Source organism: Sphaerisporangium sp. NPDC051017, assembly GCF_040683095.1.
GTDB lineage: Bacteria > Actinomycetota > Actinomycetes > Streptosporangiales > Streptosporangiaceae > Sphaerisporangium.
Genome location: NZ_JBFBCI010000063.1, coordinates 13,229 through 27,515, shown reverse-complemented (window position 1 = coordinate 27,515; position 14,287 = coordinate 13,229). Strand labels below are relative to the sequence as shown.

Annotated in this window: 11 protein-coding genes; 6 read left to right on the top strand and 5 right to left on the bottom strand. The window is 72.0% G+C overall.

Translation table 11 applies throughout. The annotated features are described in order from the left end of the window. Nucleotides 1-35: 35 nt before the first annotated feature. Entirely contained in the window at nucleotides 36-1,376 is a 1,341-nt protein-coding gene (locus AB0M95_RS33850) for an FAD-dependent oxidoreductase (RefSeq protein ID WP_358517434.1), read from the top strand. Between the two features lie 64 nt (nucleotides 1,377-1,440). Here AB0M95_RS33850 and AB0M95_RS33845 read toward each other — a convergent pair whose 3' ends face one another. The 4 genes from AB0M95_RS33845 to AB0M95_RS33830 form a co-directional block, all read right to left on the bottom strand. After that, on the bottom strand, nucleotides 1,441-2,625 hold the full coding sequence (locus AB0M95_RS33845; protein ID WP_363773589.1) for an aldolase: 1,185 nt from the start codon (nucleotides 2,623-2,625) through the stop codon (nucleotides 1,441-1,443). Nucleotide 2,626: 1 nt separating this feature from the next. Continuing rightward, complete coding sequence (locus AB0M95_RS33840; RefSeq protein WP_358517430.1) at nucleotides 2,627-3,307, bottom strand: copper homeostasis protein CutC; 681 nt, start codon at nucleotides 3,305-3,307, stop codon at nucleotides 2,627-2,629. Between the two features lie 132 nt (nucleotides 3,308-3,439). Continuing rightward, nucleotides 3,440-4,099, bottom strand: coding sequence for a GNAT family N-acetyltransferase (locus AB0M95_RS33835; protein ID WP_363773585.1), 660 nt, complete (start codon nucleotides 4,097-4,099; stop codon nucleotides 3,440-3,442). A 243-nt stretch (nucleotides 4,100-4,342) separates the two neighbouring features. After that, the gene (locus AB0M95_RS33830) at nucleotides 4,343-5,092 is read right to left on the bottom strand and encodes a GntR family transcriptional regulator (RefSeq protein WP_363773582.1); all 750 of its coding nucleotides are present in this window, start codon (nucleotides 5,090-5,092) and stop codon (nucleotides 4,343-4,345) included. Between the two features lie 149 nt (nucleotides 5,093-5,241). On the opposite strand from AB0M95_RS33830, the gene AB0M95_RS33825 reads away from it, so the two are divergent. From AB0M95_RS33825 to AB0M95_RS33810, 4 genes are all read left to right on the top strand, one after another. After that, a complete protein-coding gene (locus tag AB0M95_RS33825) occupies nucleotides 5,242-5,586 on the top strand; it encodes a hypothetical protein (RefSeq protein ID WP_358517424.1) in 345 nt (114 codons plus the stop codon). 636 nt (nucleotides 5,587-6,222) lie between these two features. Then, on the top strand, nucleotides 6,223-6,876 hold the full coding sequence (locus tag AB0M95_RS33820) for a flavin reductase family protein (RefSeq protein ID WP_363773579.1): 654 nt from the start codon (nucleotides 6,223-6,225) through the stop codon (nucleotides 6,874-6,876). Nucleotides 6,877-6,909: 33 nt separating this feature from the next. Beyond that, nucleotides 6,910-7,668, top strand: a complete 759-nt coding sequence (locus AB0M95_RS33815) for an SDR family oxidoreductase (RefSeq protein WP_363773576.1) — start codon at nucleotides 6,910-6,912, stop codon at nucleotides 7,666-7,668. A gap of 129 nt (nucleotides 7,669-7,797) precedes the next feature. Further along, nucleotides 7,798-10,323, top strand: a complete 2,526-nt coding sequence (locus AB0M95_RS33810) for a M14 family zinc carboxypeptidase (protein ID WP_363773573.1) — start codon at nucleotides 7,798-7,800, stop codon at nucleotides 10,321-10,323. A gap of 84 nt (nucleotides 10,324-10,407) precedes the next feature. On the opposite strand, the gene AB0M95_RS33805 is transcribed toward AB0M95_RS33810, so the two are convergent. After that, entirely contained in the window at nucleotides 10,408-10,968 is a 561-nt protein-coding gene (locus tag AB0M95_RS33805; protein ID WP_363773570.1) for a TetR/AcrR family transcriptional regulator C-terminal domain-containing protein, read from the bottom strand. Between the two features lie 72 nt (nucleotides 10,969-11,040). On the opposite strand from AB0M95_RS33805, the gene AB0M95_RS33800 reads away from it, so the two are divergent. Beyond that, the gene (locus AB0M95_RS33800) at nucleotides 11,041-14,166 is read left to right on the top strand and encodes a cytochrome P450 (RefSeq protein ID WP_363773567.1); all 3,126 of its coding nucleotides are present in this window, start codon (nucleotides 11,041-11,043) and stop codon (nucleotides 14,164-14,166) included. Nucleotides 14,167-14,287 lie beyond the last annotated feature (121 nt).

Sequence of the window (14,287 nt, the reverse complement as noted above, 5' to 3'; positions counted from 1 at the left end):
CGATGCGGGGTGTGATGCCCCGCTTAGGAGGCCACATGTCGCTGCGCGTGGCGATCGTGGGATCGGGTCCGGCCGGCATCTACACGGCCGAGGCGCTGACGAAGCAGGCGGGCGAGCCCGTCGAGATCGACGTGCTGGACCGCCTCCCGACCCCGTACGGCCTGGTGAGATACGGCGTCGCCCCCGACCACACCTCGATCAAGTCGATCGCCGGCTACCTGCGGCGGGTGCTGGAACTGCCCGCGGTGCGGTTCCTCGGCGGGATCGAACTCGGCTCGGACGTCACCGTCGAGGAGCTGACCGCGAGCTACGACGCGGTGGTCTACTGCACCGGCGCCATGGTGGACCGTCACCTGGGCATCCCCGGAGAGGACCTTCCGGGCAGCGTGGCCGCGACCGACTTCGTGAACTGGTACTGCGGCCACCCGGACGTGCCGCCGGACACCTTCTCCCTGGACTCGCTCAGCACCCCCGAGGTCGCGGTGATCGGCGTCGGCAACGTCGCCGTGGACGTCGTGCGCGTCCTCGCCAAGGCCGCCGAGGAGCTGCGCCCGACCGACGTGCCCGAGGAGGTCCTCGGGCGGCTGGCCAAGAGCCAGGTCACGGGCATCCACATGATCGGCAGGCGCGGCCCCGAGCACGCCAAGTTCACGCTCAAGGAGCTGCGCGAGCTCGGTGAGCTGGCCAACTGCGACGTCCGGGTCCGCCCCGAAGAGGCCCGCACGGGCGACCTGGAAGGGCTGCCGCGGCAGGTCCGGGGCAACGTCGAGGTGCTGCGCTCGTGGTCGGCGCGCGCGTCCGAGGGGCGTCCGCGCCGCCTGGAGGTCCGGTTCTGGCTGCGCCCGGTCGAGATCCTCGGCACGACCCGGGTGGAGGCGCTGCGGCTGGAGCGCACCCGCCTGGTGGACGGGCGGGTCACCGGCACCGGCGAGTACGAGACGATCCCGGTGGGCATGGTGCTGCGCTCGGTGGGCTACCAGAGCGTCCCGCTGCCGGGCGTGCCGTTCGACACCGCGACCATGACCGTGCCGAACGTCGCCGGGCGGGTCGGCGAGGGGCAGTACGTCGCCGGGTGGCTCAAGCGCGGCCCGACGGGCGTCATCGGCACCAACAAGTCCGACGCCGCCGAGACCGTCCGCACGCTGCTGGCCGACCTCGCCGCGCGCCCCGGCCGCCCCGGCCCGGCCGTCCGGCTGGACGATCTGCTGGCCGCGCGCGGGATCTCGCCGATCACCTACGACGACTGGCTGGCCATCGAGGGCGCGGAGGCGGCGCTGGCCGCGTCGCTCGGGCGCGGCGAGCACGTCAAGCTGGTCGGGCGGCCCGCCATGTTCGCGGCCTGCGGGCGCACCCCCCCGGCCGTGCCCATCGTGTGAAGCGCCCGCGCCGTGCCCGGTCGTGGGCTCGGTCGTGGGCCCCGGTCGGTCGATCAGTCGTCGATCAGTCGTCGCCGAGGGCGAGGCGGGCGCGGCGCAGCGCGGCGGCCAGCGTCTTGATCGTCGCGGGCTCGTCCATCACGCCGCCGCCCGCGTCCCGCCGCGCCTCCCACGCGCTCACGCGTTCCGCGTAGGCGTCGCGGCGGGCGAGGTGGAAGGCGTACACGGTCGCGTACCGGCTGACCAGGTGTGAGGGGTGCATGTCCCAGCCCTGGTAGAAGCCGTGGCGCAGCGAGTGGCGCACCATCCCGGCGTGCGCGCGCCACAGCGCGTGGACGTCGCGGGTGTCGTCGGAGGCGGGCGAGGCGGCGAGCGAGCCGTCCGACAGCTCGACCCCGGTGCCCGCGAGCGCGACCCGCATGACCTCGCGCGCGTGGTCGCACACCGGGTGGTCGAGACGCTGTTCCTCCGGCGGGAGGCCGCAGGCGGCGGTGTAGTCGAACACGCCGAAGTGCGCCGCCGCCAGGCGCCCGCCCAGCGAGGGGACGAGATCCGGCGAGCGGGCCAGGAACTGGACGGTCTGCGGCGCCTCGACCTGCATCTCGAACCGCAGTGTCCCCGCCGCGAGCCCCAGGCCGCCCTCCAGGGAGGCGAGGACTGCGGCGAACTGCCCCAGATACGCCTCCATAAGGACTTTAGGGAAGGTGACCGTGAAACCGGGCGGAAGCTGCCCGGCCCGGTCCGTCACGCCCGTCAGGAAGCCGTCCAGCGTGCGCACGGCCCGCGCGGGGTCACCGTCCGCGAACGACTTGACCCGCAGGCCCCAGCGGCGCGGCAGCGTCCCCTCGGCGCTCATGGCGGCGACGGCCTCCGCGGCGGCGTCCGCGTGGGCGTCCTCCTCGCCGGGACGGACGCCGTACCCGTCCTCGAAGTCGACGCGCAGGTCCTCGACGGGCTCGGCCGCCAGCTTGCGCGCCACGCGGCGGCGCACGTCGGCGGCGAGGGCGCCGGGCGGCACGCCGAAGACGTCGGTGAGCGCGGCGTCGCCGGGGAGGTGGGACTCCAGCAGGCCGAGGGCCGTCTCTCCCCAGGCCCGGACGATGTCGCGGCCGAAGCGGTGGGCGGGCACGTACACCGTGTGCACGGGCTGCCAGGACGCCGGCGGGCCGGGGTAGCTCCCTTCCTGCTCGGCGAAGGCCAGAGCGAACCCGGGGACGACGCGCGGCTGGTCGCCCAGGGTCAGGCGCACGTCAGATCGTGTCCACGAGGTGCCGCCAGCGCCGCACCCGCTCGGCGTCCACGGGGTGCGACCAGGACTCGCGCACGGCGACGCCCACGTGGAAGGCGCGGACGCCGTAGTCCAGCAGCGGGGGCACCACGTGGGCTTGGAGCCCGCCTCCGGCGAGGATGATCGGGGCGTCGCCCGCCTCGGCCCGCGAGCGCAGCACGGGCAGCCCGGCGGCGATGCCCGACGGCGCGCCGGAGGTCAGCACGGTGGCGAGGTTGGGCAGCAGGCGTACAGCCCGCCAGCTCGCCTGCACGTCGGCGGCGTTGTCCACCGCGCGGTGGAACGTCCAGGGCAGAGGGGCCACCGCGTGGATGAGGGCCTCGGTCGCGGCGAGGTCGACCGCGCCCTCCTGGTCGAGGAAGCCGAAGACGAACCCGGCCGCCCCCGCCTCCGTGAGGGCGCGCACGTCCCGTTCCAGACCTTCCAGCTCCTCGGGGCCGACGGTGTAGCCCGCGTTGCACCGGAGCATCACCATCTGGGGCAGCGCGGACTCCTTGGCGATCGCCGCGACGGTCTCGGGGGCCGGGGTGAGCCCGCCCACCGAGATGTCGGCCACGATCTCCAAGCGGTCCGCGCCGCCCTCCTCTGCGGCCACGGCGTCGCGCACGTCCATCGCGATCACCTCAAGCAGCGATCCGGTCATGGGTCCAGAGGTTATCGGACCCTCATGTCCGGAGTTAGACCGCTACCACCCACAGGCCCTCACCTGTCCGGGATTGGACGGTCAAAGAGGATCTTTCCCAGGTAGGCGAGGGTGTTTGGATCTGACCGGATCTCATCGGACGCGCACGTGCGACGGAACCCGCCGGCGGGCGCGCGGCACGGCGTGCGCGGTCGGGTCGGCGGCCCGCTGGAACAACGCGCCGGAGGCCCGATGGGGCAGGTCCACCGTCCGGACATGACGGAACCCGATCTTGCTGTAGTAGCCCTGCAGCGCGGGGTTGTCCTTGGAGCAGTCCAGCCGCAGCCACCGCCGGCCGCCGGCCGCCACGCGCAGCGCCGCCCAGTCGAGCAGCGTCTCTCCGAGCCCCCGTCCCGAGAAGGCCCGCCTGACCGCGAGCTTGTGGACGTACAGGGCCGTCTCCGGGTGGTCGGAGCGCCGCCAGAACTCGGGGTCGGCGTGGTCGTCCAGCGCCATGGTGGCCGCGGGCCCGTCCTCGCCGTTCTCGAAATCCTCGCCGTCGGCACCGGCAGCGGCGCCAGCGCCTTCCAGCACGTACAGCGTGCCCGCGGCGATCAGCGGCTCGATCCGCGCGGCGGGGAACCCGCCGGCCGGCCACTGCCGGATGCCGCGGCCGTTCAGCCAGCCCGCCGTCTCCGCCAGGAGCGCGAGGACGCCGGGAAGGTCGTCGAGGGTGGCCGTACGGAGGGTCAGGGAGCCCAGGGAGCCGAGAGAGCTGAGGGACTCGGCACGGTCGAAGGTGTCGCGGAACATGATCGATCCTTTCGTCGCCGTGGGTGACGCCTCGGGCACGGAGGGTGTCCGATGGAGGGCGTGCGGCTTTCTCAGTGAAGAGCGGCGCGAACGGCGTTCGCCGCAGAGCCGGCGAGCCGGGCGGGCGAATCGTGCGCGATGGGCCCGGCGCGCGCGGCCGGCGCGTCAGCCGGAATGCGGCCTTTGCCCGCCCCCACGGCGGGCCCGCGCGGCCGCGTCACCACATGGGCGGCGCGCGCGAGGTCAGCTCAGTTCGAGCTCGTACCTGATCAGATGCTTGTCGGCGGGCAGTACCGACACGGCGACCCGGACCGGGGCGTCCTCACGGTCGTATCCGACCCGGACATAGACGACGACGGGGGTACCCGGTTCGAGTTGCAGGCGCGATGATTCCTCGGGAGTCGGCATACGCGCGGAAATGTCGTCCACAACGCGGACCTGCCGGTGGCCCAGCTCCTCCAGGACGCGGTTGGCGCCGCGGGTGATGTCCGCGGGCCGCGCGATCTCCGAGTCCTGGACGAGCGCGTGCGGGAAGTACGAATCGTTGGTGTTGTACGGCTGGTCGTCGACGTACCGCAGGCGGCGGCGCACCACCGCGAAGGCGTGCTCCTCCAGCTCGAGACGGGCGGCGATCTCCTCGGGCGGCCGGACGATGGAGACCTGGATCTCCTGTCCGGGCTTGCGGCCCTCCTTGGTGACGGCCTCGGCGAACGCCTCCCGGCGCAGCACTCCGGGCGAGGCGCCCAGCTCGTCCTGCGGGCGCATGAGCAGCGCGCGGCGGTCGCGGACGAAGCTGCCGCGGCGCCGCATCCGCGTGATGAGACCCTCGTTCTCGAGTTCGGCCAGCGCGAGGCGTACCGTGTTTCGGCTGACCTCATGGCTGTCCATGAGGTCCATCTCCGTCGGTAGCTGGGCGCCCGGCCCGAGCTCACCGGAATAGATGGCCCTGCGCAGCTCGCCGGCCACCTGCTGATACAGCGTCGACCGTGCCAAATCTCACCTACGGTTCCGTCCTTTTGTACCTACGAATCTAGACGATCTCGATCTGACAGCAAACAACCCCTTGACCCAAGCGTCTCCACCCCGCATTATCCAAACGTTGGTACAAATCCATCAAAGGGCCGGCGAGGGGGTGAGGGCCTGTGCTGGCAGTCCGGGCGGGCACGCCGTATCTGCCCTGGCATGATCCGCGCGAGGCGACGCGCCTACTGCGCTACGCGCTGCATCGGGAGGGGTTCACGCACACCTACCAGAGCAGCGGCAACGGGATGTCGGTGCTCTCGGTCACGACCGGGCTGACCGTCTGGTGCAGGAAGGGCTCGTTCGTCTGGAACGAGGACGGCCTCACCGTCACGCATCCGGCGGCCGATCCGGTCGGCGCGGCCCAGCTCGTGAAGCGCCATCTGCGAAGGCCCGCCGACGAACGCGCCCAGGCCGAAGGGCCGCGCGAACTCGGCGAGGAGCCTCCCACAGACTCCGTGCGATGAACGGCGGCCAGGACCCCAACCCTCGCCGGGGTCCTGGAAGTCGCGCCGGGGCGAACGTGTCCTGGCGGGTCCCCCACGCCCGCCAGGACACGTTTTCGTTTTTCCGGGGGACCAGGGTCCTGGGTCCCTCGTCTCCGGCTCGACGCGTCCGCCGCCGGCATCACGGTGGTCCGGCACCGCGGTGACCGTCAACCCGCGGGTGGGGGAATCGGTCCTTCAGGTTAGGAACTTTCCAGACACTTCCGAATGGCGCATGCCGAGGCGCCCGCGGGGTGCTTCGGCCGCGTGCCACCGACCCGCCGGCCGGGCGGCGGACGGGGCGTAGGGGGTGGTTACGGGCGTCTGAGTGGGCTGTTCTCGGATAATGCGGTATATCCGACACCGCCCCCTGCCGCGCCGGCGCCGACCCCATCCCCCTAGGGTCTGTCTCGGACGCGACCTCGCTCCCAACGGCGCTGATCACGCCACCTCCGGGACCATTAAAGCAAGCAAGTGCTTGGCCAAATCGAGGCGGCGTCACCGGCGTGATCGGCGGGCGCGGCGGGCCCCACTCCGTCATCCCGCCCTTGACCTGAACCACCGTTGAGGTTGCATGCTGGTCGCGGAGACAGAGCCAATTCGGAGGCGAGTACGACGATGAGCACCCCAGCGGCACGGCTGGCCACGCCGCATGGGGCGGTCACCGCCCACGGGCATCCCGGTGCCGTACGCGAGGACCCGCCCTCCCTACTGGCTCCCGTTCCCCCTGACAGGCGCGCGGGCGCCACAGCGGGCAACACAGCGGGCAACACGGCGGGCGACACAGCGGCAGCCGTCGACTCCCGCCACTTCAGGAACATTCTCGGCCGCTTCGCCACCGGCGTCGTCGCGATCACGGCCATCGACCCGGCCACCGGCGAGCCCTGCGGCATCGCCGCCAACTCCTTCACCTCGGTGTCCCTCGACCCGCCGCTGGTCGCGTTCTGCGTCGCCCACACCAGCACCACCTGGCCGAGACTGCGGTCGGCCGGCCGCATGTGCGTGAACGTCCTGGCCGAGCACCACGAGGACGTCAGCAGGCAGCTCGCGGCGAGGGGCCCGGACAAGTTCGCGGGCCTCGCCTGGACCTTCTCCCCCGGCGGGCACCCTCTCATCGACGAGACCCTCGCGTGGATCGACTGCTCGATCGAGGCCGAGCACATCGCCGGGGACCACATCATCGTCGTCGCCCGCGTCCACGACCTGGGCGCGCACGCCGACCGGGGGCCGCTGGTGTTCTTCCGCGGCTCATACAACCGGCTCGACGGATGACGCGGATCCAGCCGTAAGGCATCATCGGGTTATATGACACTGTTCTCGGTGGAAGGCAAGACGGTCGTCGTCACCGGCGGCTCCCGCGGCATCGGCAAGATGATCGCCGCGGGCTTCGTGGCCGCGGGCGCGAGCGTCTACATCTCCTCGCGTAAGGCGGCCGAGGTCGAGAAGACCGCCGCCGAGCTCGGCTGCGTCGCGGTGCCGGCCGACCTGTCGACGGCCGAGGGCGTCGAGACCCTGGTGGGGACGGTCGCCGGGCGCGAGGACCGGCTGGACGTGCTGGTGAACAACGCGGGCGCCACCTGGGGCGCGCCGCTGGAGGAGTACCCCGGGCACGCGTTCGACAAGCTCTGGGACATCAACGTCAAGGGCGTCTTCTTCCTGACCACGCGGTTCCTGCCGCTGCTGCGCGCGTCGGCCTCCGCCGACGACCCGGCGCGGGTGATCAACATCGGGTCGGTGGACGGGCTGCGGGTGCCGGTCGTCGAGAACTACGCGTACTCGGCCGCCAAGGCGGGCGTCCACATGCTCACCCGCCACCTGGCGATCAAGCTCGCCCCGGAGTTCATCACGGTGAACGCCATCGCGCCCGGCCCGTTCGAGTCCAAGATGATGGCCTACGCGCTGGACGACCCCGCCGCGCGCGCCGTGATCGAGTCGCACGTCCCGCTCGGCCGCATCGGGCGCCCGGACGACATGGCCGGGGCGGCGATCTACCTGGCGTCGCGCGCCGGGGCGTACCTCACCGGCGCGATCATCCCCGTCGACGGCGGGATCACCGCGGCCTGACCCGCCGACGGGCACGCCAAAATCCACGATCCACTCGAAACAGCTAGATCACGGACATAGCCCACAAAAGTAACGTAGACCTAAAAATCGTCTCTTGTCATGGACAAATGGTCATGAAACGGTTGCTGAATGATCAACCGTTTCACGGTGGTCGCGTCGGCCCTCGCGGCGGCCGCGATCGTTCTCCCCGCCGGAGCCGCCCAGGCGACTCCCGCCCACACCCCGCCGTCCGGCACGTGCGACCCGACCGGAACCACGCCCGTATATCGCAACAAGGTCCCCACCCCCAAGAGCGTGCTCGGCTTCGACCTCGGGCAGCAGGAGGTCACCTCCGCCCAGTCCGACACCCTCCTGGACACCATCGACAAGGCCACCGACCGCGTCGTGACCGGCACCCTCGCGACCACGGCCGAGGGCCGCCCGGTGCGGTACGCCATCGTCGGCGACCCCGCGAACGTCACCAAGGCCGGGCTCGCCGCCATCGAGCTGTCGATCAAGACGCTGCGCAACCCGCTGACACCCTCCGGCCTCGCCAAGCAGCTCGCCAAGCGCACCCCGGCGATCCTGTGGGTCACCGGCAACGTGCACGGCGGCGAGGAGAGCGGCACCGACGCCTCCCTGAAGACGCTGTACGACCTGTCCGACCGCGACGACTGCGCCGCGCGCAAGATCCTCGACAACGCCATCGTGGTCGTCGTGCCGACCCAGAACCCGGACGGGCGCGAGGCGGACACCCGGCGCAACGCGTACGGGTTCGACATGAACCGCGACTGGTTCGCCCGCACGCAGCCGGAGACGGACGGCAAGCTGGAGCTCCTGCGCAAGTACCCGCCGCAGCTCTACATCGACGCGCACGAGCAGGGCGGCACCAAGTACTTCTTCCCGCCGAACGCGGACCCGATCTTCCACGACATCGCCGAGCCGGCCTACGACTGGATCAGCAACCTGTACGGCCAGTCGATGATCGACGAGTTCACCAAGCGCGGCATCCCGTTCACCAACCGCGACGTGTACGACATGTTCTACATGGGCTACGGCGACACCGTGCCGACCACCGGGTTCAACGCGGCCGGGATGACCTTCGAGAAGGGCGGCAGCTCGCCCATCGACGTCCGCACCTTCGAGCAGGCGCTCACCCAGTGGGTGTCACTGTCGGCCGCCGCCTCCCACAAGGAGAGCATCCTCACCACCTGGCACGGCATGTACACCGAGGCACTCAAGCAGGGCATCGCCGGGCAACTGGAGCCCAACCAGGTGTACAACCCGGGCCACGAGGTCATCACCCAGGTGCCCGAGCGCCCCGTCCGCCACTACTTCCTGCGCGCCGACGACCCGGGCAAGAAGGCGGCGGTCGAGTCGATCGTGCGGCGCCTCCAGCGCATGGACGTCCAGGTGTTCACGCTGGCCACCCCGCTCACCGTCCCGGACTACAAGGAGTACGGACGGGCCCCGGGCCGCGCCACGCTGCCCAAGGGCACGTACTGGATCCCCATGGCGCAGGGACAGAAGCACTGGGTCCAGGCCATGCTCGGCGAGGACAGCTACACGCCGTTCCCCTACTTCTACGACGTGACCGCGTGGAGCCTGCCGCTGCTCGCCAACGTGTCCGGCGGGTCCTCCGGCAGCCGACTGTTCCCGCTCGGCCTGCCGGCCAAGCAGATCCCTGCCGTGGTCTCGCCGCCCGCGCCGGCCAAGAAGCCGGTGGTCGCCGTGCTCGAACCGTCGCGCACCTCGACCAGCACCGTCGAGTCCCTCGGGTGGCTGCGCCAGCGTCTCGACCGCGAGTGGAAGCTGCCGTACACCAAGCTCACCCCGGCGGACGTGGCGGCCGGCAAGCTGTCCGGCGTGCAGGTGCTGCTCGTCCCGAACGGCCCGGCCGCCTCGGCGTCCGCCGCGCTCGGCCAGGCCGGGCGTGACACGCTCAAGGCGTGGGTGAGCGGCGGCGGCCGGTACGTCGGCTGGGCAGGCGGCGCCCAGCTCGCGGCCCTGGCCGGGGTCAGCACGGCGACGTTCACCGCGCCGACCTCCGACGTCCCCGGCTCCCTGCTCCGCGTCAACGTGGCCGCCGGGCCGCTGGCCGCCGGGGTCGGCCGCACGGCGTGGTCCTTCTACTCCTACGACGCGCTGATGCGGGCCTCCGACCCGGCGCAGGTCGTCGCCTCCTACCCGGCCGCGACCTCCCCCGACTGGTTCGTCTCCGGCTTCCAGGTCGGCGCCGAGGAACTGGGCGGGACCGCGGCGGTGCTGGACGAGCCCGTCGGCGCGGGGCACGCGGTGCTGTTCGCCGCCGACCCCAACTTCCGCGCCTTCACCGACGGCACCGCGCGGCTGGTGGTCAACGCCATCACCGCCGACCTGCCCTCGGGCGCGGCGGGCCGGACCCTCGCCGCCGCCCCGAAGGCCGCGGCCGTCGTCCCGGCCGACCACGAGGCGGCGATCCGCGTCACCGTCGCCGCAGCCGACCGCGCCAAGGTCGCCGCGGCCCTGACCGGCTTCGGCGCCACGTGGATCGAGCAGGCAGGCCCCTCCGGCTCCGTCCGCTTCGTCGTCGACAACCCCGAGGGCCTCGCCGCCGACGAACACCCCTGGGCCGCGCAGCTCCCCGCGACCCTCCGCACCGCCGGCGTGACGCCCGTGGCGGTGGTGCTGCCCTGACCTGACCCCTTTCCCGATTTTCCGGTACGGCTCGCGTCCCCGCTTTCCGGGGGGCGCGAGCCGTACCCATGTGTGCCGCTCGCCTCAGGCGCGCTGGGCCTCAAGACCGGCGATGATGAGCTCGACGGCGACGTCGAAGGCGGCGTCGGCGTCGCCTTCGATGGCCTCCAGCACCCCGCCCGCCTCGGCCGTCAGGAAGCCGAGGACGAAGGTGAACAGCACCTTGCGGGTGTGGACCAGCCGGTCGGAGGGCACGCCCGCGGCGACCAGGATGCGGGTGTACACCGTCCACATCTCGCCCTCGCGGTCGAGCAGCTCCGGGTGGGCGTTGACGTACGACCAGAGCGACGGGTGCGCGCGCGCCAGGCAGCGGTAGGCGTGGGCCAGCGCGCGGAGCTGGTCCTGCCACGGGGTGCCGTCGTCGGGCGGCAGCCGGAGCCGTGACCCCGCCAGGGCGCTGGCCCCGCGCAGCAGCCCGGTCTTGTTCGGCACGTGGTGGTACAGCGACATCGGGTTGACGTCCAGGTCGGCGGCGAGCTTGCGCATGGACAGCGCGTCCACCCCGGCGGCGTCGATGAGACGCAGGGCCGCCATGTAGATCTCCTCGGATGTCAGGGGGCTTCCCCTGCGCGCACTCACAGCCATACACCGTATGATAGCGTCCATACAGTGTATGGCTGGCGGTATCAGAAGACCGCCGACGAAGGAGGGGTTCTCATGCCGGTCACCCGGTCCATTCCCGCCCCCCAGGGTCTGCCCCTGCTCGGCAACACGCTCCAGGTCCCGGCGCACGCGCCGAACGCGTACTTCGAGAAGCTCGCGGCCGAGCACGACGAGGGCATCTACCAGCTCGACCTGCTCGGCCGCAGGGTCCTGTTCGTCTACGATCCGGACCTGGTGGCGGAGGTCTGCGACGAGACCCGGTTCTACAAGGGCATCGACCCGCCGCTGTCCATCGTCCGCGACTTCGCCGGCGACGGGCTGTTCACCGCCCGCCACGACGAGCCGGTCTGGGGCCACGCGCACCGCATCCTTATGCCGGCCTTCAGCCAGCGCTCCATGAAGACCTACTTCCCGCAGATGCTGGAGGTCGCGCAGGCCCTGGCCGCCAAGTGGGCCGTCTCGGACGAGGTCGACGTGCCCGCGGACATGACCCGGCTCACGCTCGACACGATCTCGCTCACCGGGTTCGACTACCGCTTCGACTCCTTCGAGTCCCCCGAGCTCCACCCCTTCCTGCAGGCGATGGGCCGCGCCCTCACCGAGGCGATGCTCCGCGACCGGCAGATGCCGCTGGTCACCAGACTGAAGAAGAAGCAGGACGAGGCCTACCGCTCCGACATCCACGTCATGCAGACCCTTGTGGACGAGGTCATCGCGCAGCGCCGCGCCGCCGGCGGAGGCGGCGGCGCCAAGGACCTGCTCGGCCTGATGCTGGAGGCCGCCGACCCGCGCAGCGGCGCGCGGCTGTCCGACGAGAACATCCGCAACCAGGTGCTGACCTTCCTCATCGCCGGTCACGAGACCACCAGCGGGCTGCTCTCCTTCGCCCTCTACAACCTGCTGCGCAACCCGCACGTGCTCGCCATGGCCTACGCCGAGGTCGACCGGCTGCTGCCCGGGGACACCGTGCCCACGTACGAGACGATCATGAAGCTCGAGGTGATCCCGCGAGTCCTGGAGGAGACGCTGCGGACCTGGTCGCCGATCCCGGCGTTCGCCGTCAAGGCGTTCGCGGACACCACGATCGGCGGATACCAGGTGCGCGAGGGACAGATCGCCGTCGTCCTGCTGCCGGCGCTGCACCACCACCCCAAGGCGTGGGACCGGCCGGAGGAGTTCGACATCGACCGCTGGCTCCCCGAGAACAAGGCCGGCCACCACCCGGCCGCCTACAAGCCGTTCGGCAACGGCGAGCGGGCCTGCATCGGACGCCAGTTCGCGCTGACCGAGGCCAGGCTCGCCCTCGCCGTGGTCCTCCAGCGGTTCGCGATCTCCGACCCGGACGCCTATCAGATGCAGATCAAGCAGACGCTCACCCTCAAGCCCGACGACTTCACGATCCGCGTCCGCGAGCGCAAGCCGCACGAGAGGGGCGAAACGGGCAGGGCCGCGACGGCGGAGGTCGCCGAGGAGACGCCCGTCGAGGTGGTCGCCGACGGCATCGGCCTCACCGTCGCCTACGGCTCCAACCTCGGCACCAGCGCCGACGTCGCCGAACGTCTGGCCGAGCGCGCGGGCCGGTCGGGCTTCGCGACGACGCTGACCACGCTCGACGAGCTCGACCCGCCCCGGGAGGGGCTGCTGGTGGTGGTCACCTCGACCTACAACGGCAAGGCGCCGGACAACGCCCAGCGCTTCGACGCCCTCGCGGACCTCCCGTCCATGGAGGGGGTGCGGCTGGCGCTGCTCGGCTGCGGCAACACCCAGTGGCCCACCTACCAGGACTTCCCCCGGCGCGCCTTCGACAAGCTCACCCGGGCGGGCGCCGTGCCGCTCGTCGAGCGCGGCGAGGCCGACGCCGACGGCGACTTCGACGGCGACGTGTCGGCGTGGACGGCCTCGCTCTGGGCGGCGCTGGCCACCGAGTACGGCGCCGCCGCCGCGGAGACCGGCCCCCGCTACGAGATGGACGTGCTCACCGAGGCCGACGTGCGCCCCGCGGTGGTGTCCCCGCAGGCGTTCCCGCTGACCGTCATCTCGAACGAGGAGCTGACCGGCGACCCCGCCGGGCTGTGGGACTTCTCGCTGGAGGCGCCGCGGCCGGGCGTGCGGTCGATCGTGGCCGAGTTGCCCGAGGGGACGGCGTACACGGCCGGCGACCATCTGGCGGTCTTCGCCAAGAACGACCCCGAGCTGGTCGAGTGGGCCCTGCGCTGCCTTCACGTGCCGCGCGACCAGATCGTACGGCTCCGCGCGCGGGGGGCGACCCACCTTCCCGTGGACACCCCGGTCACGGCCGGGCTGCTGCTGTCGGAGTTCGCCGAACTGCAGGAAGTGGCCACCCGGTCGGACCTCGCGGTGCTGGCCGGCCAGACCGACTGCCCGTGGACCCGGGGGCGGCTGGCCGACCTGGAGGCCGCCTACGCCGACGAGGTGCTCGCCAAGCGGGTGTCGGTGCTGACGCTCCTGGAGCGCTTCCCCGCGGTCTCGCTGCCCCTGCCGCTCTTCCTGGAGATGGCGGGACCGATCCGGCCGCGCTACTACTCGATCTCCTCCTCGCCGCTCGCCTCCCCCGGCCGCGTCCGCGTCACGGTCGGCCTGGTGGAGGGGCCCTCCTGGTCGGGCGGCGGCGCCTACAGGGGCATGTGCTCGGCCTACCTGGCGGGCCTCGCGCCCGGCGACGTCTTCTACGGGTACGTCAGGGTTCCGAGCCCGCCATTCCGCCTGCCCGCCGACCCGGCGACCCCGGTGATCCTGGTCGGCCCGGGCACGGGGTTCGCGCCGCTGCGCGGGTTCCTGGAGGAGCGGGCCGTCACCGGGGCGAGCGGGCCCGCCGAGGTCTTCTACGGCTGCCGCCACCCCGAGCACGACTGGCTGTACCGGGAGGAGCTGCGGGCGTGGGAGGACGCGGGGGTGGCCCGCGTGCACACCGCGTTCTCGGCCGTCCCCGGCCATCCGTTCCGCTTCGTGCAGGAGGCCGTCGCCGCCGAGGCCGACCGGCTCTGGGAACTGCTGGAGGACGGGGCCCACGTGTACGTCTGCGGCGACGGCCTCCGCATGGCGCCCGCCGTACGCAAGGCCCTGGCCGCGATCTATCACGACAGGACGGGCGGCGACGGCGACCGGTGGCTGCGCGCCCTGGAGGATGAGGGGCGCTACCAGCAGGACGTGTTCGCCTGACACCCCGACCGCGAACGACGGCGCCTGAAACAACGGCCCGCGCCGCCGAAAACCCCGGCGGCGCGGGCCGCGTACATGAGAGGATTTCACCGTTCGTAGTCACGACGACACGGAAGGCGAC

What these genes read in the sequence shown, in the direction of transcription:
- AB0M95_RS33850 (WP_358517434.1), top strand. Translation starts at nt 36, where the DNA reads ATGTCGCTGCGCGTGGCGATCGTGGGATCGGGTCCGGCCGGCATCTAC.
- AB0M95_RS33840 (WP_358517430.1), bottom strand. Translation starts at nt 3,307, where the DNA reads ATGACCGGATCGCTGCTTGAGGTGATCGCGATGGACGTGCGCGACGCC.
- AB0M95_RS33835 (WP_363773585.1), bottom strand. Translation starts at nt 4,099, where the DNA reads ATGTTCCGCGACACCTTCGACCGTGCCGAGTCCCTCAGCTCTCTCGGC.
- AB0M95_RS33820 (WP_363773579.1), top strand. Translation starts at nt 6,223, where the DNA reads ATGAGCACCCCAGCGGCACGGCTGGCCACGCCGCATGGGGCGGTCACC.
- AB0M95_RS33815 (WP_363773576.1), top strand. Translation starts at nt 6,910, where the DNA reads ATGACACTGTTCTCGGTGGAAGGCAAGACGGTCGTCGTCACCGGCGGC.
- AB0M95_RS33810 (WP_363773573.1), top strand. Translation starts at nt 7,798, where the DNA reads ATGATCAACCGTTTCACGGTGGTCGCGTCGGCCCTCGCGGCGGCCGCG.
- AB0M95_RS33805 (WP_363773570.1), bottom strand. Translation starts at nt 10,968, where the DNA reads ATGGCTGTGAGTGCGCGCAGGGGAAGCCCCCTGACATCCGAGGAGATC.
- AB0M95_RS33800 (WP_363773567.1), top strand. Translation starts at nt 11,041, where the DNA reads ATGCCGGTCACCCGGTCCATTCCCGCCCCCCAGGGTCTGCCCCTGCTC.